Source organism: Paenibacillus sp. FSL H7-0942 (assembly GCF_045040715.1).
In the GTDB taxonomy this organism is placed as follows: Bacteria; Bacillota; Bacilli; order Paenibacillales; family Paenibacillaceae; genus Paenibacillus; species Paenibacillus amylolyticus.
In genome coordinates, this window is the sequence record NZ_CP150279.1 from 5,937,211 (window position 1) to 5,956,790 (window position 19,580).

A 19,580-nucleotide genomic window follows, 5' to 3' on the forward strand; every position below is an offset into this window, starting at 1 on the left:
GTATCGAAAACGTTTTACACAATAGGCAGGGGCAAAGCCCAGCACTCCGTACTTATTCCTCGTTTATATCTGTAGCCGTTCCTTTAATTGATGATTGGGTTCTGGCCTGTTTGTAAGCGGAAGGGCTCTCCCCTACATACTTCTTGAATTTGCCGTGGAAGTAGTCCACATTAGCATATCCCACTCTCGCCGCGACCTGATGAACCTTCAGTCCTTCGTCCAGCAATTCCTTGGCCTTTTCCATACGAACCTTGTCCAGAAATGCATTGAAATACTCTCCAGTATGATTCTTGAACAACTTACCCAAGTAACTGCTGTTATAGTTAAACACTTCTGCTAGTACTTCAAGCTTGAGATTCTCGCCAGGGTTACGCTGGATAAATTCAATCATCTGTTTCAATACAGTATCCTTGCTTCCCCCACCCATACGTTGAATAAGTCGATTCAAATGTTCCGATGCCATGACTTTGAGATCAGACATCGTAAATTGATGATAGACTTCATTAATCAGAACCGAATGTTCCTGCATAATGGAGTGCATATGTTGATTCGTCGCCGCAAGCTTGTTGAACGCCAGGGAAAATACCTGTGAGAACGCCGTCTTGATCGCTTGCTCTGTTCGGTGATATGGAACAAGGCGCTCTTCCATCTCACCCAGCACCCGCATAACGGACTCACTACTGCGGATGTCTAACGCATAATACAGTTTGTCCGCGAGTTCGTCCTCAACTGGCTCATGTGCTCCGTCCACAGCTTCAACTTCTGGTCTAACAACGCCTTCGCCTTCGCTACCTTCAGTCCACAGAATGATGCGTTGCTCCGTGAACAAGAAGCGTTCCCCGAGTAAACGATTCGCCTGCGTGTATGACCGCGCAATTTCAGAAGTGGAATGTACAGGTTCTCCCGCAGCACCGTACATGTGAACCTCCCATTCTCCTAGCAGTCCTTCCAGCTCATCATACAGATTTCTTGCTGATGACTCGGATGTGATTATTTCCTTACTTAACAGCCCCAGACCAGAATGGAACGAGAATACAATGCCTCGGTCTTTATGGTCAAATGCTTCAATCAGTTTGCGTTTCATAACACTTCCCCGTTGCAGATCAGGGGTTACATGCATCTCAAGCAGCACAATCTGATAGTGAGGCCAGTGCAGCCCCAGGCTATCTTCTTCCATGCTACCCGCACCCTCCAGACTGTCAAAGAGCAAAGCCTCGATCTGATGCTCCCTAAAGACGGTATCTTCACCAGCATGACGTGCCATTGTCTCCCGTTCACGGGTCAGGATTGTAGCAATACGCTCCAGTTCACCAATAATCTCTTCTTCATCCACCGGTTTGAGCAGATAACCATCCACACCAAAACTGATGGCTTTTTTGGCATAATCAAAATCTGCATAACCACTTAATATCAAAAAGTGCGAATCCGGATGATTCCGGCGCACTTCTTCAATCACATCCAGCCCGGTCATACCGGGCATGCGAATATCAATAATCGTCAGATCAGGCTCCAATTCCTCAAACCGGGAGATGGCCTCACGCCCGCTGGCAGCTGTAGCGATGACCTGGAATCCGTATTTTTCCCACTCAATAATGGTTGTCAGTCCCTCACGTATGCTCGGTTCGTCATCCACCAAAAACACTTTATACATGTTGGTCCCCTCCTGCTGGCAAAGTGAAAGAAACCTCTGTTCCTTCCCCATATACACTCTTAATCTGTATTCCATATGGCTCGCCGTACGTCAATGTTAAGCGTTGATGTACATTACGCATGCCGATCCGACTCTTCTCCTGTTCCTCCGGTCCACAGATAAACTGCATCACCTCAGCCAGTCGTTCTGGCGTTATACCTGCACCATTGTCATCCACACGGATCTGCACGATGTTCTCTACTAAACGAATACTTATATGAACACGGACTGTGCCCTCTTTGTTCTCCAGACCATGGACAATCGCATTCTCAACCAAAGGTTGAATAATCAAAGGCGGAATGTACATCTTCTCCACCTCGGGATCGATATGGATCTGGAATGCAAGGCGGTCGCCGTAACGAAATTTCTGAATTTCCAAATAAGAACGTACCATTTCAAGTTCAGCCCGGAAGGTTGTTTTTCCACTGCCAATCTCCAGACTCTTGCGCATCAGCTTGCCCAACAGCCTGACGATGTTAGCAATCTCTGCTTCTCCCTTAATATGCGCTTTCATCCGAATGGACTCCAGTGCATTAAACAAGAAATGTGGATTGATCTGGCTCGCCATCATTTTCAGTTTAATCTCTTTTTGGGCGATTTCCAATTGATTGTTCTGTTCGGTCGCTTCTACCACCTGCGTCATGAGTTCATTGATACTTTTCACCATATAGTTGAACTGTCGTGATAGTTGCCCAATCTCATCGTTTCCATCAATTCGTGAAGTCACGTTCAGGTCTCCTAATGCAAGCTTGTTGAGGTGTTTACTCAGCCGGAGCAATCGATTGGAAGTGAGGAACGAGATGATATATACGAATAGTAGGGCGATCACCAGCACCAGTATAATAAAAATCATGCCGATCAAGCTGACCGTGTTGGCGTCTTTGACGATATTTTTGGTGGCAAAAACCGAAATCACCTTCAGGCTGTTCATACTCGATCCAGGGCCCAGCTCATCAATAACAATATTAGATGGTTCCCCCCGGAAATCACCCTCTATGGTGCCTTTCGCCTGATTCTGCAGATCAACGCCAAAATCAAGCTCGTCCAGCGTTTTTCCTACCAGTTCGGTATTCTTGGCTGCAACCACATACCCCTGCTCGTCCGTAATCATCGTCTCAAACTGTTCCTGACGCAATAATCCATTCAGCTCATCCTGATTGATCACAATCATCAACACGCCCTCGGTCCGATACTCGGCAAAAGGTACTTTGCGCACCAGGCTGAGCTTGTGTACAGGATTATCTTCCTTGTCTGGGATGTAGAACCACCCGATGCTGGTTGTTTTCAGTGCCTGTTGGTACCAGTAGCTCTCTTCCGTCTGCTTGTCTACCGGGATGAATTCGAGGTTGTTGATCAATGTTGGGTTAGTCGAGTAAAAACGAATGCCTGCTATCTCACGGTACAAACGCCTGTACTCCTGAAAGTCTTTGTATGCAAGATACGCTGAGGTTAACTCCACAACGCTCTTGTACCGTTTATTTACGATCTCCTTAAGATCCGCATTAAACATTAAAAGATTGGATATATCGGTTGGTACACGAAGCATGGTTGCCGTCTGGCTCTTGATCTTGTCCACATTGATGATCGTCTGTCCTATCGCATTGTCCAGGGCTTGCTGGCGAAAATAACTGGTCACAGCAAGACCAACAATCAGGACCGGAATCATGACAACCAGTACATAGGAAATGAGCAATTTATGCTTTAATTTGAGATTATTAGTGGTTCGTATCAACCTTTTCAACATGTCTGCACCTTCCGTCATCTGTATAAGCGCTTACATATAAACAGCAGGATCAGGATGTTCTGTCCTCAGAATTAATCATACCACAGAACCGTCAGAATTCGGATTGTCATTGCAATGGGTACTATATTGCCAGGCTGCAAGCCAACCTACCTCTAGTAGAAGAAGCCGCCATTAACATGGCGACCGGGCTTACCGAATTATTTTCTACTGACAGAAGTTTAGTGACTCCTAGATGGGCGAAATCCCTGTTGAAGTGTTGGAAAAGCAAAAAAAGGCACTCCCACGATTGGAAGTGCCTCTCAGTATCAGATTTACTCATATGTTATTAAGGACGAGGTGTACTTACCCCATTGAGGATCAGTTTAGGATGAATATCGGCGCTCAGCGAAGCGGAAACTGCACAATATTTTTCCTCAGCCATCTGGATGGCTTTCCAGATGCGATAATCCGGGATATCGCCATCGACTTTGAAGATCAGATCAATGGATGTGAAGCCTTTGGGCATCTCTTCACTGCGTGTGCCTTGCGCTTCAATCTCAATCGACTCAATTTTGTCCAGGAAAGCGTCCAGAATCATCGTAATATCGATTCCCATACAGCCCCCGAGACCCGCCAGCAACAATTCCATCGGGGTCGCACCCTTGCTGTCACCACCATAAGCAGCAGTGGCATCCATGCCAACGGCGTAGCCAGAGGGTCCTTCGGAAGTAAACGCGCGTTTGCCTTTCCATACGGTTGTTACATTCATGATGTTATCCTTCTTTCTTACAATAGTTTACGATTTGCAGAAATCCGTTCCGGGTACGGCTCGTTCTTCCGATCGCTGTTGTCTCCAAATATTTTTGATTTTTATTCACAAAGGACAATATTCGGAGACAAAGGCGAGCGCTACGCTTCTTCAGAATCGATTCCGTCCCCTTCACTCAGCAGCTTATCGCTATAATCGATCGTATCAATCAGTAAATTGTAGTAATGTAATTAGAATTCAGTAATCTGTTGCAAGAAACGACGGGTGCGTTCTTGCGTTGGATGTTCAAAAAAGGCTTGTGGACTTGCCTCTTCCACAATTGACCCGTCCGCCATAAAGACGATTTTGTTCGCCACATTACGGGCAAACTTCAATTCATGTGTCACAACCAGCATCGTCATGCCTTCCTCTGCCAGTTCCTTCATAACGGAAAGCACTTCTCCGACCAATTCAGGATCAAGAGCTGAAGTTGGCTCATCAAACAGCATCACTTCCGGCTCCATCGCGAGTGCACGCGCAATGGCGACCCGCTGCTGTTGTCCACCGGACAATCGGGATGGATACGCATCCTGCTTGTCCGACAAGCCGACCCGATCCAGAAGAATCCGGCCGCGTTCAGCCGCCTCGTCCCTTTTGATTTTTTTCACCGTAACAAGGCCTTCTATCACATTACCCAGCACTGTCTTGTGCGGATACAGATTAAATTGCTGGAATACCATGCCGGTCTGGCGACGAATCTCCAGTACCCGGGCACGTTGGACTCGCAGCGGATCTGCGCTGTTGACCACAATGCCGTTCACTTCGATCTGTCCTCCGGACAGCTCTTCCAGCCCATTCAGACAGCGCAGCAAGGTACTTTTGCCTGAACCACTTGGGCCAAGCAATACAACAATATCTTTGGCATCGACATGCAGATCGATGTTCGTAAGTACTTCATTTTTCTGAAAACGTTTGGTAAGTCCAGTTGTTGTAATCATCGGTTCTCTCCTCCCATCAGTAAGCCCGGGCCAACCGGCGCTCCACTTGTTCCAGAATGGCCGAGAAGCCGATACTCATAATCCAGTAGATCACACCGATGGCCAGATAAAAAGGCATATTCAATGCATATTGGGATACCAGCAGTTGTGCTGAACGCAACAACTCGGTAACACCAATCGCCGCCACAAGTGATGTTTCCTTCAACATGCCAATAAACGTGTTCCCCATCGGCGGAATCGCAATGCGCACAGCCTGCGGGAAGATAATCCGTCTCATCGCTTGAGCCGGGGTCATTCCCGTTGCATATGCAGCTTCAGTCTGTCCTTTAGGCACAGCCTGAATGGCTCCACGGAACGTCTCCGATAGAAACGCACCTGCATTCAGACTCAGTCCCAGACATGCTGCGGTGAGTGATCCCAAGGTCACTCCATAATCGACCAATCCGTAATAAATAACGAATAATTGCACCAGCAGCGGGGTTCCCCGCATGATGGATACATAAAACCTTGCGATCAACCTAAGCCACATCGGTCCCTTCAGACGAGCAATCGCAACAAGCACCCCGATGATGAACGCAAAAAACATGGAGATCACAGTTACATACAGCGTATAATAAGCCCCCTTCAGAAAGAAGGGGATATTCTCAAATACCAGTTCCATGGGTCAAATCTTCCCTTCGCCTTGCAGGTTCATTATTGCGCAGGCTCTTCACCAAACCATTTTTTGAAAATGGTATTGTACGTGCCATCATCTTTCATGCCTTTGAGAGCATCATTTAATGCTGCTACAAGTTCCGGATTGTCTTTGCGAACAGCAATACCTGCCTGGTCACTCTTAATAGCTTCACCTACAGCTTTGATTTTCAATCCGTTGGCATCCACAATCGGTTTCAGAGCGTACATATTGTTGATTGTTGCATCAATCCGCCCAGCATTCAGATCTTTGAGTGAAGAGATGACATCGTCATAGGTTTTAATCGTGAAGTCTCCCACTTTTGGCAACACTTCATTACGCAGATATGATTCATCATTTGTACCCAGACCTACGCCAATCGTCTTACCTTTGAAGTCTTCCAGCTTGGTAATATCGTTATTGTCTTCTTTTACAATAATTTTAACTTGGTTCGTAATATACGGATCACTGAAATCCAGTACTTTCTTACGATCATCGGTAATCGTCATCTGGCTGATAATGGCATCAAGCTTCTTCGCTTGCAGACTTGGTGTCAGACCGGAGAACTCTTGGGATACAAATTCAACCTCTACACCCAGACGCTTCGCAACTTCACGTGCGATATCGGCATCATAGCCGTCCATTTCTTTCTTATCGTTCAGGAAGTTGTACGGTGCGTATGTGCCCATCATGCCCACTTTGATAACGCCAGCAGACTTGATTTGCTCCAGTTCATTGCTTGCCTGTGCACCATTTGTACTTCCATTGTCTGCTGCTTTACTTCCACAAGCACTAAGTACCAGCACGGTCATCAGCAGAATTGCTGTCAAAGACCAGCCTTTACGAGTTTTCGATCCATATGTGTTGTTCATTACGTTAACTTCCTCTCAGTCGTGTATTAATCTGGATGTACATTGGGTTACTTTATTGTGACTAAACCGCAGTTGTACCCATTATTCCCTGCTATTTGTTTAATCATGTGAATCTTATGTGCCTAGCAGTCCGTAAAACTCAAAGCTTGCTGCTTCAGTTGCCAGCGATGAAGCTGTCATGGCTGAAAATTTGCTGTGTAACTCATCGGAACCGAACAACCAGCGTGATATCATGCCTTCAATCATGCTTACCAATAGGGCTGCTCGAAGTGGAACATCCATGCCCTTAGGCAACATGCCGAGTTCGATGGCACGTTCCATATTGTGACGAAACGCAGTTTCCACGGCATTACGTGTCTCCTCGACCAGGCGTTGTACGGACTCTTCCGTCACGATGCCTTTGAGCAACAGTTCCATAAAATAACGATTCTGCGCGGCAAACAAAAACAAGTCAGTGAACAGCCTTTCTGATGCTTTCACCATATCCTCTACTGATCCGGCATCCTTGCGGTACCCTTGTCCAATCGACTCAAGTAACTTCTCCTTGCCCGTTAAGACAATCTCCGAAGCAATGGCTTCTTTACTCTTGAAGTGCCAGTAGAATGTCCCTTGCGCCACACCAGCCTCGCGGACGATATCGGAAATTTTCGTCTGATGGTAACCTTGGGTTGCAAAACGTTCCATCGCTATGCGTATTATTTGGTCCCGGCGTTCTTCACCGGGTTCCAAACCGTTAATTTTGGTCATTCATGTAACCCTCCCGATTGATCAGTCAGTCAGTTAAGTTATATCCTATGGGATAACTAGGTTTTTGTCAATATAGTTTTAAACAAATGGTTACAAGCATAAGTTGAAGTTGAGTGCATTTGTGATCATAATAGGTGATAGCCTTGTTCAAATGAACAGGCATGGTCAAGCAGGACAGCCTGTGCTGTCACCTGCATTTCAAGGAGGAAGAGAATTGGACATTATATCATCCATTATTATGGGCATCATCGAAGGTTTGACTGAGTTTTTGCCCGTGTCCTCTACTGGACACATGATTCTGACTGCCCATTTGCTGGGTTTATCGGAGGACAACGAGTCAGTCAAAACGTTTGAGGTGGTTGTTCAACTCGGAGCTGTACTTGCTGTTGTTGTACTGTATTGGAACAAATTCATTGATATGTTCCGCTTCACCGGAGGGAGCAGGCCTTACTCCCGCCGCCTCAATCTGGGACATATTTTCCTGGCGATGGTTCCTGCCGTAGTCATCGGACTTGTATTCCGCGACTGGATCAAAGCACATTTGTTTGGTCCGGAAACAGTGCTGTACAGCCTCGTTATAGGTGGTATATTGATGATCGTAGCCGAACGCTGGAGCCGGAAGAGTGGGCGGATTACTACCCATGATGTCGATGATATTTCCTACAAACAGGCATTCGCGGTGGGTATATTTCAGATCTTGGCGTTGTGGCCAGGCTTCTCCCGTTCCGGGTCAACGATCTCAGGCGGTCTCTTTGCAGGGGTAAGCCGTGTAGCCGCTGCGGAGTTCACATTCCTCGTGTCTGTGCCAATTATGATTGGTGCTACGGGATATGACCTGTACAAAAGTATCGATCACCTGAACGGCAGTGATTTCCCAATCTTCGCGATTGGATTCATCGCTGCTTTCATCGTCGCCATGCTTGCGATCAAGACGTTCCTGTCCATTTTGAAAAAATTGAGCCTGACCGTCTTTGCTGTGTATCGCTTTGTCTTGGCAGCCGTGTTCTTTATTATTTTGATGTAAGCATTACAATTCAAGTAATTAGACAGGCAAAATCAATGGCGGCCTCACGTTCCCTTGGGAAGCGAGGCCGCCATATTTTATATTGCTATACTTCCTTTACTTCATGTTTCTGTTGCTTCACGATTCTGTTACTGCTCCAGAGACAGGAACATCCGTAATTAGAAGAAGTCTGATTCTTCATTACTTCCTTCTTTAGTGGGTTGGATCATTGGTGATGCCGACTAGGTTTACTATGTATCATGGACAACCATATTTATGTTCACTTCTGAAAAGCAGTCTGGCTAGTACCACTCTTTTACTTGAAAGTTCCGGTGTTTCTTTCGACTCTTCAATCTCTCACGCAGATTATATCTATTCTCCTTTTGTTCCTGCAGCAATTGCTTCACCCCGATCATCAACAATCGGTATCTTCGGTCATCATTGTGACTTAATTGGTGCATTTCTTCAAAAATTTCATTCTTCATACGGATCTTGTTCACTCCAAATATTCAGTTTGTTCTCACAGTATACATGGGAGCACTGAACAAATTCTAAACAAGCGCTGTTTCTCAACTTCAGTTATTCAAATGCACATTTGAATGCACATCATGCGGGCTGGAATGAAACAGAAAAACCCCTTCCTGTCGCAGGACAAGAAGAGGTCTCCTTAGCTAAATTAATTAGACAAGCTGCTGAGTCTCGTACACTTAAACTTTGGATTCAAGCGTCTCCAGATACTCGGAGATTTGAGCAGGTGTTTTAGCCCATTTGCTATGCAGATGTGCGATTTTCTTGCCGTTCTGGAAGACGAGCAGGCTTGGAATGCCGCGTACACCATTCTCTTCGGCAAACGGCTGGAACTTTTCTGCATCCAGGGCATAGAAGGTTTTGTCCGTATGTTGGTCGATAACATCCCCGATAAAACGATCCAGGTTTTTGCAATCCGGACACCAGGTTGTATCAAATTTAATGACGGTAAAACCATCAGAGTTAATTGTATCCAAATATTGCTGTTCACTTTGAATTCTTTCCATATGTCTTCTCTCCCTTATATGTTCCTTTTTTGGCTGATCTTCATTGTACCTCGTATAGTTACAATTGAAAATAGGCTTAATGGAGTTAACGATGCTGCTTGTACAGATTAGCGGGACTGAGTTCTCGTATTTCCTGAATTTCCGCAGGGGTGAGTTCAGGCGAATTCGAAGCAGCAATATTATGCAACAACTGTTCTCTTGAACTGGCACCAGGGACAACAGCTGCTACGGCAGGATGGGATAACGCGTAGCGAATAGCCGTCTGAGCCATACTGCGTTGGTCTGTAACAAGACGACTTAGCCCTTGCCGAATGGTATATAGTTGCTCTGGCGTATAGTCCAGATAACCTTTGTCTGCCTTGGCAGATCCGGAATCGGCAAGCACACCGCTAGCTACTGGTCCACGGGCAATTACGCTGATCCCCTTTTGTTCCAATAAAGGCAGCACTTCTTCTTCCGCTCTGCGGTCAGCAATGCTGTACTGGTTCATCACACTGACGATGGATGCCCTCTTTACATACTCCCGAATCACATTGGGACGAATGGAGGAAATTCCGTAATATCGGATAAGTCCTTCCTTCTTCAGTTCCTCAAACGCTTCGATCGTCTCTTCGATGGGGTCGTCCAAGGTCCCGCCATGTAGCTGATACAGATCGATGTAATCGGTCTGCAGACGCTTCAGACTTTCATGTACAGCCTGCTTAATGTAGGCTTTGGACGGGTCCCATGACCAGCCCTCTTTGCCAGGCAGACGACGATTACCTACTTTGGTCGCCACAATGACTTGGTCCCGACGCCCTTTAATAGCTTGTCCTACAATCTCTTCATTACGCCCTTCGTCATACAGATCGGCTGTATCCAACAGATTGACCCCATGATCCAGAGCCTCATGAACCAGGCCCACAGCGTGCTCCATTTCAGTTCCAAGTGACATACATCCCAGCCCAATCTCAGACACCATCAGTTCGGATGTACCCAGACGATTTTTCTTCATATGTGCATCTCCCTCCATACGTTCTGCAAGTATCCATTGTATCATTCTTACTGGCAAAAATCGCATGCCTCACCGAAACAAAGGGTAGTTTTCAACTGCACAAAAAAACCTGGAACGACTTCATCTCCAGGTTTCTCATGATCATCATTTAAATTCAATCGATAAACGAACTATCGCAATCTATTTCACTTCCACACGTGGTCTGGTTTTACTTGTTCCATTGGACGAATTGGAGTTTTTCATCATACCCGAGACAGTGCTAAACAGCTTATCTCTTGCTTGTTTGTTCCTCATCAGATAAGTCACACCTGCGCCGATAGCCGTCATGATAATTCCTCTTCTTTTAGACATGTGCTTCTCCTCCTTCAGGATAAATGTACATCGTGTCTTGTTTGACAATTACCCTGTGGGAGCAAAACGAAACGAAGTACAGGCTTGATCGCAGAAAAAAAGATGACCTCCGAATAAAAATTCAGCGGTCATCTTCCAATCGTCCTGTTGAAACATCAACCCAACGAGATAAATCATACAAGCTTTCGTACAATCAAGACAAACGTCCATGTCCAATTAATCAGATGGCGTTGCCACATGGGTCATTTCTTCATGTTTGTAGGTAGAACCATCCGCGGTCAGATAAAAGTGTCCGATGGGATGCAGATCTTCATCCAATTCGTAGACAAGCGGAATGCCCGTTGGGATATTGAGCGCCATCACGTCTGCTTCGGACAATTGGTCCAGATGCATGACGAGTGAACGGAGCGTGTTCCCATGCGCAGAGATCAGCACTCTTTTGCCAGCAGACACCATCGGTTTAATCTCCGCATTCCAGTACTCCAGAACACGCTTCGAGGTATCCATTAGGTTCTCCGTAAAAGGGATGGTGCATCCGAGCCGCTTGTACTTGTCCAGATCCTGCACATATCGGTCATCGGTTTCGTCCAGTGCAGGGGGAGATACGTTCACGGATCGTCTCCATTCCTTTACTTGGTCTTCCCCGTACTTCAGAGCAGTCTGCTGTTTGTTCAGTCCTTGCAGTGCACCATAATGGCGTTCATTCAGCTTCCAAGTCTTCGTAATAGGAATCCACATGAGGTCCATTTCATCCAGCGCAATATCGAGTGTTCGGATAGAACGTTTCAGCACGGATGCATAGGCGTAATCAAAATCAAATCCCTGTTCCTTCATGATCTTACCTGCTTTACGTGCTTCTGCGTAACCATCCGTCGTCAGATCCACATCTGTCCATCCGGTAAAACGATTCTCTACATTCCACATGCTCTGTCCATGGCGAATCAAAACAACTCTGTACATAAATGTGAACCCTCCTTCCATGGAAACATTACCCGCAAGTCAAACTAATTAGCACAATGAAACGTTCATCACATTAATAATATGGTGCCATCATCAGGTATACCACGACACCTGTAGAACTGACGTACAGCCAGATTGGCATCGTCCAACGTGCAATTTTGCGGTGTTTCTTCAATTGATTCGTCCAACCCCACACAAGTGTGAACAACGCCAATGGAACAATCAGGGCTGCCAGTATACTATGGGTAATCAGAATGAAGAAATAGATCGAACGAATGATGCCCTCGCCGCCGTATTTGGACGTCTCTGGTGAGAGGTAATGAAACGTCAGATAGGTCACGAGGAATAACAGTGTTGTTGAAAATGCAGCAAGAATAAATCGTTTGTGCAGCTTCACATTCCGCTTAATAATCGCAATAAGCGCTGCGAGCAGGAAGATGAAGGTAAAGCTGTTAAACACGGCATTAAACCGCGGCAACACCGTAATATCAAAGGTTACATCACCTTTGTAACCAATCGACGGTGCGAAGAACAATAATAAAATAATGACATTAGCGAGAATGGAAATCGTGATAATGATGCCTGCGAAATTTTTATTACTCGTCGGGGACTGAATGTTCGGCTCCCCTTTGTTATTTTTGCCCAATGCAAAATCCTCCTCATATCCTAACTTCTATGTTCTATATCATTATATCTCGCCAATTCCGGGCTGTTAAGTGACAACACTCTGAACAAAAACCGCTTCACTCCCCTATAAAATGCCCCTTTGCGGCTATTTTCACTCAAATCCAATCCGGCTCCCATTTACCGAATCCTTCATTTGTGGTATAATTAACGCAATTAATCACATACGCGTTGAAACTGGAGGAGCCTGTCACCAAGGGCCCCTCTTTGTCTTTTTCAGGCACAGAACGGCACTCTGCTAATGCCGTTCTGTGCCTTTTTGTCTGTTTGAAGCGGAGGATGGATCGCCCTTGGGTTGGTTAACCTATAGACGCTACTACTGGAGGGAAGAACACCTATGGAATTTATTTTGGTTCTTGCACTTATTTTAATCTTTACCAAACTTGCTGGTGATCTATCCGTAAGATTAGGCCAGCCATCCGTTTTGGGGAAACTGATTGTCGGTGTCATCCTCGGACCTGCGCTGCTCGGTTGGGTTCAGCAAAGTGATTTCGTACATTATATGGCTGAGATCGGGGTATTGCTGTTAATGTTCATTGCGGGACTGGAAACCGATCTGGAACAGTTAAAGAAAAACTGGAAGGCGGCCTTTGCGGTAGCGGTCGGCGGTATTATTTTGCCTTTTATCGGAGGATACGGTTCAGCCATAGCATTTGGTATGTCACAGACACACGCGCTGTTCTTTGGACTTTTATTCTGTGCTACTTCCGTCAGTATATCGGTTCAGACGTTGAAGGATATGGATCAACTCAGCTCTCGTGAGGGTACAACCATCCTTGGAGCAGCTGTCGTTGATGATGTCCTGGTCGTTGTCATTCTTGCCGTTATGATGAGCTTGCTGGGTACTGGTGGAGGAGACACTTCGATTTCTCTGCTTATCGGCAAGAAGCTGTTATTCTTTGTGATCATCATCGCTGCCAGCTGGTTCCTTGTTCCACGCATCATGAAGTGGATGGCACCACTGAAAGTTACCGAGACCGTCATTACTGCGGGATTGATTATTTGTTTTGGCTTCTCGTACTTTGCAGAGTGGATGGGTGTTGCTGGAATCATTGGTGCATTTGCCGCTGGTATCGCGATCTCCCAAACCAAATTCAAACATGAGGTTGAAACTAAAATCGAGCCGATTGCTTACGGAATATTTGTCCCGGTTTTCTTTGTCAGTATCGGCTTAAATGTCACTTTTGATGGTGTGGGTTCACAGATTTGGTTTATTGTTGTTATAAGCCTTATCGCTATTGTTACCAAACTTATCGGTGGTGGAGCTGGTGCCCGGCTGACCGGGTTCGACCGTTCCTCTTCTATTGCTATTGGTGCAGGCATGATCTCCAGAGGGGAAGTTGCTCTAATTATTGCTTCGACCGGACTTGCTTCGGGCTTGCTTGATTCGGAGTACTTTACCAGCGTTGTGATCATGGTTATTGTGACTACACTGGTTACTCCGCCACTCCTCAAAATCACCTTTGCACGTAAAAAAGGGGAGCAGCGGGTTGAAAAAGGAATTGAAGACTCTCATTTGAACGGGTGAGGTATGTCTCAGTTCAAAACTTAACAATAAAGATTCCATTGTGGCACTCTGAACTCTAGACTTCAGTTGTGTCCCTAGAATTACTATGAGTGTCTTGCGACTCAGGTAAGCTGTGTCTTGATGATATGCTGCACTTTTAGCTTTTCGCATTTGGCACACCCAAGGCATCCAGTCGTCACACATACTAACACGGTCTTGAAGCATCAACGGGCGTAAAATTCCTGAAATGTAGGCCGGCTGCGCCTTAAGAATAACCCTTCATTTTTTCTAAGGAACCCAGTACATCTTATTTGGTCCTCTGGCTCTCTTTTTCAATTGTAAGAAACATCAGACACCTTATTTCCCAAATTTTCATAACAAAACGCTGAAAATGGCTGTACATTCCGAAATAACGTTTCTCAGGTTCCTTACATTTCTGCGAGTGCTTCAACGCCCTGAATAAGACGTCTCAGATTCCTTAGCTCTTATTGCCCGCTCTACGCTTCTTTCCAAGCATGAGCAAGAGAAGACGCATACCCCGCGGTACGAAGAACTTAATTTAAATGTAAACAGCCTTGAAGGCGAGAATAATCTACTTTTACAGCGTCTATATCGCTTACTCGCACATTAAGGGACCCGTTCTCACACATTTAAAGTGTAGCACCTACTAGCTCGGAATACGTCCAGTCTCGTTCTGGCATTCAGACCTTGGCTTGAGATATCCTCTATTGGAAAAGGTATTGAAATCATTCCATATTTAAAGCTATACTTGATCTAGAAATGTAACATATCGGTCGTGAAGCACACGCCGCTTTGATCCATTCTCCCCTTCAACGCGAAGGTTGGAAATGGTCAGAGCGGCTTTTTTTATTTTGACATGACGACCTGAATCCCGTTCACGTTCGTTTATTTTATTTTTAGAGGAGATGAAGACGATGAGCATTGATTTTGAGGAGGCTTACGAAGTTTGGATGCACTCCCTTCTGGAGAAGGAAACGAACCCCAGAGTGCTGTCCAGACTAGAAAATGGACTTGAACATGGCACGTTGGAATTTTTGCGTTCAGTCTGGTTTCCGGTGATGAAAAACTTTAACCATTTGCAACCCGAATGGGAAGTTCGAGACTTTCATAACGGCTATCGGTATCTGGATCTTGCATACACGCCAGGTAACGGCGTTAAGGGAGGTATTGAGATTCAGGGATACGGGCCACATGCCCGTGATCTGGATGTACGGCGCTTTAAAGATTTATGCTGGCGGCATTGTCTGCTAACACTTGATGATTGGATTTTTCTGCCGATCGCGTATCTCTCCATTAAAGACGAACCAAAACGGTGCCAACAGCTTGTGCTCTCTTTTATGGGAAAATTCATTGCTACGGACGTTCCCACATCCTTAAATTGGCTAGAAGCCGAGACTGTTCGTTATGCCAGACGCATCATCCGTCCATTTGCCCCCTCGGAACTAGCAACACACCTGCGAATCACGGATCAACATGCTCGAAGAGTTCTTCACAGCTTGATCGATCAACAAGTATTTCATGTCGCTAGTGGCGCTCAACGATATCGAACGTATATCTTACGAACATGAGACACTCTATTTCGCTGATATCGTACATATCGATTTTTTAACGAACTCAGGACATCTTATTGTGATGATATGAAGTAGATCAGGGCACTTTTTCGGGCCTTTTCGTGAAATAAGTTTGCTGGGATTCGTTAGAATTCCAACATGCCTCTTATCTCGATAATAAGCTCACCTGAGTTCGTTAGAATTTTAGAAATGACTCCTAAACTTTTGGAGTTACTACTATTAAACCTAATTGCGAACCACTTTAGATACTGGAGTGTCAGATACTTTCATCAATATCGAGTTTACATGGAGATTTACACGGAGGAATAGCTCTGAGCTAGAATTTACTTGAAATAGCTTGCGGGCTAGCCTACAGCTCCAAGGGTAAGTTACTTGTAGTCGATTAAATTACTTAGAATGAGGTCTCCGACCATATATAGAAAAACAAAAAAAGACCACCTTACACTCAAGAGGTCTTCCATCCTTGCCTGTTGTTACAACAGGCTGTCCCATTTTAAGTTAGCACACCAACATAAAAACCAATCGAGATAAAGACAACACACCAGACGAATGCACCAATGCCCGATACAACTACGTACCTGCCAATTGCCATCTTGCTAATTCCAGAGAAACAGCACATCAGATGACGAATGCCTGGAATGAAGTAACCCAGGATGATGGACCAATACCCATATTTGAGGAACCACGACTCCACCCTGCTGAATCGTTTGGCATTAACGCCAACCCACTTACCGTATTTTTCAACCAGCGGCCTGCCCGCTTTTTTGCCAATCATGTAGCTAAGCAGCCCTCCGGTAAATGCACCACCAAAACTGACGGCGATGGATACGGAGTAATTCAATACCGAGATGGAGGCGAGATAACCAACAAAAGTCATCATCACCTCATCCGGAATCGGCATGCCAATAACGCCAAGAGCCAGTAGTCCGTATATTGCGAAATAACCATATTGACCAATAAATTCTTTTGCAAATTCCATACTGACTCGCTCCTTATTTCGGTTCCACAATATCCTTCTCATGTGAGGCTAGCACTTGTTTTAGAGACGGGAATCGGATTTGGCTCACCATGAGACCGGATAATACAATAATGACAAGATAGGCTACACCATGTGTGAAATAAGGACTCCAGAGTGCGAAAAAGGACATCAGACCTCCCGCAAATGTAATCGGCATTCCGACAAAACCACTGCTTGCTGTCTTCTGACAGTTATAACGGGCCAGACGCAAAGCACCGCAAATCGGAAACAATGCAGTCAGTGCCATCCCCAGCACACTCACTTCAATCATGGAATTCAGGTACAGAATCAGCACGGGTGCTGTTCCGAATGAAACTACATCCGCAAGCGAGTCCAAGGACTTGCCGAACTCACCCTCACAATGCAATTTACGAGCCGCATACCCGTCAAACAGATCAAAGAACATCGCTACCCATATCATCATCACAGCCAGGGCAAATTCACCATGAATAGCCATAATGACTGCCAGCATGCCTGAACTCAGATTCCCCAAGGTTAAAATCGATGGTAAAGACTTCATAATATTTGACTCCCTTTCGTACTAGGCTTTAGGAAAAATAATATAAAAACGGACTCCATCCGGTGTATTCTCCACTCCATAACTGCACCCATGCAGATCAAGAATCTGCTTCGCAATGGCCAGACCAAGCCCGGTCCCCCCCATTTTACGATTACGTGAGCGCTCTACCCGATAGAACCTCTCCCATATATACTGCCGCTCAGCTTCAGCAATGTGCTCACCCTTGTTTTCAATGGAAATATGGACAAAACCTTCACGCCTGCTAATCTCAATAGTTATATCGGTATGTGGTATCGCATGACGTATAGCATTCATCATGATATTGAAAATAACTTGCTCCAGTTTGCTTCGGTCACCCTCAACCGTCTGTTCTGTTGTGGATACAAGCACTACATCCAATCCTTTGTCCTTCAGTTGCGGACCCAGACGGCCGGCGATATCTTCAATCATGTCAGCCAGTGCAACAGCATCCGTATTCAATTGAACCGCTGAGGATTCCAGTCGCACCAGATCCAGCATCTCTTCAACCATCGTTTCCATTTTGATCGTCTCATCGGCAATGATCTCAATGTAACGCTCCCGTTTGCTCTCACTGACGCCATCCTTCAGCCCTTCAGAATATCCCTTAATAATGCTGATTGGTGTCTTAAGTTCATGTGATGCATCGGCAAAAAACTTGCGCTGACGCTGTTCAATCTCCTGCTTCATTTCCATATCTGTACGCATCTGCGTGTTGGCCTGCCTCAGCTCTTCCAGTGTCTGACCCAAGGTTCCCGATAAGGCATTGAGGCTGTTAGACAGACTCCCGATCTCATCATTACGCCGGATGGGTGATTTCACCGTGAAATCCAGCGTAGACATTTTCTTGGCGACATGGTTCAACGCCAAGAGCGGCTTCGTAATAATTCGGGACAGGAGTAACGCCAGCAACAGAATCAATATAAATGCCCCTATGCCGAAATACGCATAGAACAAACGTGTTGCCTCATTCGCTTCCCTCATCTCCTGTAGAGAGGTGAGCGAAAAGATCAGTTGTTGCTCGGGTCCGGAACGATGCACTGGAGCAATGGTGATGACATTGCGAACACCGCTCCAGCTATCCATCCATTCTTCATTGAGCATTTTGCCATTCGCCAAGGCAAGTTGGTCTTCGGTAGATAATGGGAACCGGCTATCCAGTGCTTGCACCAGCAGTCCCTGCCTCTGACTCCACGTTGCCAGATTGGGAAGAACTACCTCGGTTAATACGCCTGACCATTCCTTTACCGGTTCAATTGATTCCTGAAAGCTTTCTGTTCCCCATGCGGCAGAAGTGGCATCCTGGATTTTGAATGGATAGACCATGGATTCGCTGGCCGGACCTTTCACCGTCAGTTCTTGCCCATATTTCAGATGGGATGTAATCCAGCCAGCATTCTCACTATTGATAAACAAGGACAAGGACACTTTCACTTGACTTCCATCCTCTTGAAGCAACGTAATGTGGAACGGGTCATTAACCAGTCTTCCGGTATTCGTCAGAATGACCAGATGTGATTGATTCTGACGCATGAACTTCCCGGTCTCCTTGGCTAGCTGTAAATCACTCCAATGCCCATTGGAGTATTGCTGTTCGAACTTGGACAGCTTTTTCTTCATACTGCTGACCTTTTGATGCTGATAGAAGTCGGGGAACCAGACCAACTGGGCAAAAACCGTCGTCCCATATAGAAGAACCAGACATCCTGCCATGACCAGGAAAAGCTTCATCGTTACTCCATTTCTTCTCATGCTTCTGCCTCGAAACGGTATCCAGTGCCAATCACCGTCCGGATACACTTGGCTTCATCACCCAATTTGCTCCGCAGCTTCTTGATGTGGGTATCTACAACACGTGAGTCCCCTTCAAAATCAAATCCCCAGATCCGATTCAAAATGGCATCCCGGGACAACACAATGCCTGCATTACGTACCAAATAAAGCAACAGATCATATTCCTTTGGTGCAAGTTCCACTTCAATTCCGTCCTTCTCCAGACGTCTGGCCCATGGATCAAGGGTTACCTGTCCGAAGCGAATCACACCCTGCTCTCGTCCAAATGCACCTTCAACACGCTTCATTAATGTCTCTGCACGTGCAACCAGCACACGTGGACTAAACGGCTTGGTAACGTAATCGTCTACGCCCAGCTGAAATCCATGAATTTTATCGTCATCCTCGGACCGTGCAGTCAGCATGATAATAGGTACGGTGGATTGGGATCGAATATGCCCACATAACGTCCATCCATCCATTTCAGGCATCAAAACATCCAGAATAACCAAATCCACCTCATGCAGAGCCAACAGTTCCAGTGCCTGTACTCCATGTTCTGCTTCTATGACGTTCCATTGTTCTTTTATGAAATAATCGGCCACAATCTCACGAATGCGGCTTTCATCTTCCACCAGAAGCACTGTTCTGATCATGGCCGACTCTCCTTTTAGA

The 19,580-nt window shown here is 45.9% G+C and carries 20 protein-coding genes; 3 read left to right on the forward strand and 17 right to left on the reverse strand.

The features are described from left to right. Window positions 1–52: 52 nt before the first annotated feature. The 7 genes from MHI48_RS26230 to MHI48_RS26260 form a co-directional block, all read right to left on the reverse strand. The gene (locus tag MHI48_RS26230; RefSeq protein WP_036606887.1) at window positions 53–1,651 is read right to left on the reverse strand and encodes a response regulator transcription factor; all 1,599 of its coding nucleotides are present in this window, start codon (window positions 1,649–1,651) and stop codon (window positions 53–55) included. Continuing rightward, complete coding sequence (locus MHI48_RS26235; protein ID WP_076328874.1) at window positions 1,644–3,434, reverse strand: sensor histidine kinase; 1,791 nt, start codon at window positions 3,432–3,434, stop codon at window positions 1,644–1,646. Before MHI48_RS26235 ends, MHI48_RS26230 begins: the two co-directional genes overlap by 8 nt. Before the next feature lie 325 nt (window positions 3,435–3,759). Further along, on the reverse strand, window positions 3,760–4,182 hold the full coding sequence (locus tag MHI48_RS26240) for an OsmC family protein (protein WP_036606882.1): 423 nt from the start codon (window positions 4,180–4,182) through the stop codon (window positions 3,760–3,762). 230 nt (window positions 4,183–4,412) lie between these two features. Next, the gene (locus MHI48_RS26245; protein ID WP_036606880.1) at window positions 4,413–5,159 is read right to left on the reverse strand and encodes an amino acid ABC transporter ATP-binding protein; all 747 of its coding nucleotides are present in this window, start codon (window positions 5,157–5,159) and stop codon (window positions 4,413–4,415) included. A 16-nt stretch (window positions 5,160–5,175) separates the two neighbouring features. Continuing rightward, window positions 5,176–5,820, reverse strand: a complete 645-nt coding sequence (locus MHI48_RS26250) for an amino acid ABC transporter permease (protein ID WP_017692207.1) — start codon at window positions 5,818–5,820, stop codon at window positions 5,176–5,178. 32 nt (window positions 5,821–5,852) lie between these two features. Further along, on the reverse strand, window positions 5,853–6,704 hold the full coding sequence (locus MHI48_RS26255) for an ABC transporter substrate-binding protein (protein ID WP_036606877.1): 852 nt from the start codon (window positions 6,702–6,704) through the stop codon (window positions 5,853–5,855). 114 nt (window positions 6,705–6,818) lie between these two features. Next, window positions 6,819–7,451, reverse strand: coding sequence for a TetR/AcrR family transcriptional regulator (locus MHI48_RS26260; protein ID WP_036606875.1), 633 nt, complete (start codon window positions 7,449–7,451; stop codon window positions 6,819–6,821). 214 nt (window positions 7,452–7,665) lie between these two features. Between MHI48_RS26260 and bacA the strand changes: the two genes are divergently transcribed. After that, window positions 7,666–8,475: an undecaprenyl-diphosphate phosphatase gene (gene bacA, locus MHI48_RS26265; RefSeq protein ID WP_017692204.1), complete on the forward strand. Its 810-nt coding sequence runs from the start codon at window positions 7,666–7,668 to the stop codon at window positions 8,473–8,475. Window positions 8,476–8,756: 281 nt separating this feature from the next. Here the strand turns inward: bacA and MHI48_RS26270 are convergent, their stop codons facing one another. The 6 genes from MHI48_RS26270 to MHI48_RS26295 all read right to left on the reverse strand — a co-directional run bounded on the left by MHI48_RS26270 (window position 8,757) and on the right by MHI48_RS26295 (window position 12,439). After that, window positions 8,757–8,939, reverse strand: coding sequence for a hypothetical protein (locus MHI48_RS26270; RefSeq protein ID WP_036606873.1), 183 nt, complete (start codon window positions 8,937–8,939; stop codon window positions 8,757–8,759). A gap of 222 nt (window positions 8,940–9,161) precedes the next feature. Then, window positions 9,162–9,488, reverse strand: a complete 327-nt coding sequence (locus MHI48_RS26275; RefSeq protein ID WP_017692202.1) for a thioredoxin family protein — start codon at window positions 9,486–9,488, stop codon at window positions 9,162–9,164. Between the two features lie 85 nt (window positions 9,489–9,573). Continuing rightward, a complete protein-coding gene (locus MHI48_RS26280; RefSeq protein ID WP_076328873.1) occupies window positions 9,574–10,482 on the reverse strand; it encodes an aldo/keto reductase in 909 nt (302 codons plus the stop codon). 180 nt (window positions 10,483–10,662) lie between these two features. Then, entirely contained in the window at window positions 10,663–10,833 is a 171-nt protein-coding gene (locus MHI48_RS26285) for a hypothetical protein (RefSeq protein ID WP_017692200.1), read from the reverse strand. 216 nt (window positions 10,834–11,049) lie between these two features. Next, window positions 11,050–11,793, reverse strand: a complete 744-nt coding sequence (gpmA, locus tag MHI48_RS26290) for a 2,3-diphosphoglycerate-dependent phosphoglycerate mutase (protein ID WP_076328872.1) — start codon at window positions 11,791–11,793, stop codon at window positions 11,050–11,052. 73 nt (window positions 11,794–11,866) lie between these two features. Then, window positions 11,867–12,439 carry a DUF420 domain-containing protein gene (locus MHI48_RS26295; RefSeq protein WP_074096493.1) on the reverse strand — a complete coding sequence of 191 codons (573 nt, stop codon included), beginning with the start codon at window positions 12,437–12,439 and terminating at the stop codon, window positions 11,867–11,869. A 375-nt stretch (window positions 12,440–12,814) separates the two neighbouring features. Here MHI48_RS26295 and MHI48_RS26300 point away from each other — a divergent pair, with 375 nt between their 5' ends. Both MHI48_RS26300 and MHI48_RS26305 read left to right on the forward strand, forming a co-directional pair. Then, window positions 12,815–14,005, forward strand: a complete 1,191-nt coding sequence (locus tag MHI48_RS26300) for a cation:proton antiporter (RefSeq protein WP_076328871.1) — start codon at window positions 12,815–12,817, stop codon at window positions 14,003–14,005. A gap of 914 nt (window positions 14,006–14,919) precedes the next feature. After that, complete coding sequence (locus MHI48_RS26305) at window positions 14,920–15,573, forward strand: transcriptional regulator (protein ID WP_076328870.1); 654 nt, start codon at window positions 14,920–14,922, stop codon at window positions 15,571–15,573. A gap of 496 nt (window positions 15,574–16,069) precedes the next feature. Here MHI48_RS26305 and MHI48_RS26310 read toward each other — a convergent pair whose 3' ends face one another. The 4 genes from MHI48_RS26310 to MHI48_RS26325 are packed head-to-tail and all read right to left on the reverse strand — an operon-like array spanning window position 16,070 to window position 19,561. After that, window positions 16,070–16,555 carry a DedA family protein gene (locus MHI48_RS26310; RefSeq protein ID WP_036606861.1) on the reverse strand — a complete coding sequence of 162 codons (486 nt, stop codon included), beginning with the start codon at window positions 16,553–16,555 and terminating at the stop codon, window positions 16,070–16,072. A gap of 13 nt (window positions 16,556–16,568) precedes the next feature. After that, window positions 16,569–17,114: a CDP-diacylglycerol--serine O-phosphatidyltransferase gene (pssA, locus tag MHI48_RS26315; RefSeq protein WP_036606859.1), complete on the reverse strand. Its 546-nt coding sequence runs from the start codon at window positions 17,112–17,114 to the stop codon at window positions 16,569–16,571. Between the two features lie 21 nt (window positions 17,115–17,135). Beyond that, the gene (locus MHI48_RS26320) at window positions 17,136–18,884 is read right to left on the reverse strand and encodes a cell wall metabolism sensor histidine kinase WalK (protein ID WP_036606856.1); all 1,749 of its coding nucleotides are present in this window, start codon (window positions 18,882–18,884) and stop codon (window positions 17,136–17,138) included. Beyond that, window positions 18,881–19,561 (reverse strand): response regulator transcription factor, encoded by a 681-nt coding sequence (locus tag MHI48_RS26325; protein WP_036606855.1) that lies wholly within the window; start codon window positions 19,559–19,561, stop codon window positions 18,881–18,883. The genes MHI48_RS26320 and MHI48_RS26325 overlap by 4 nt, the downstream gene beginning before the upstream one ends. Window positions 19,562–19,580: the final 19 nt, after the last annotated feature.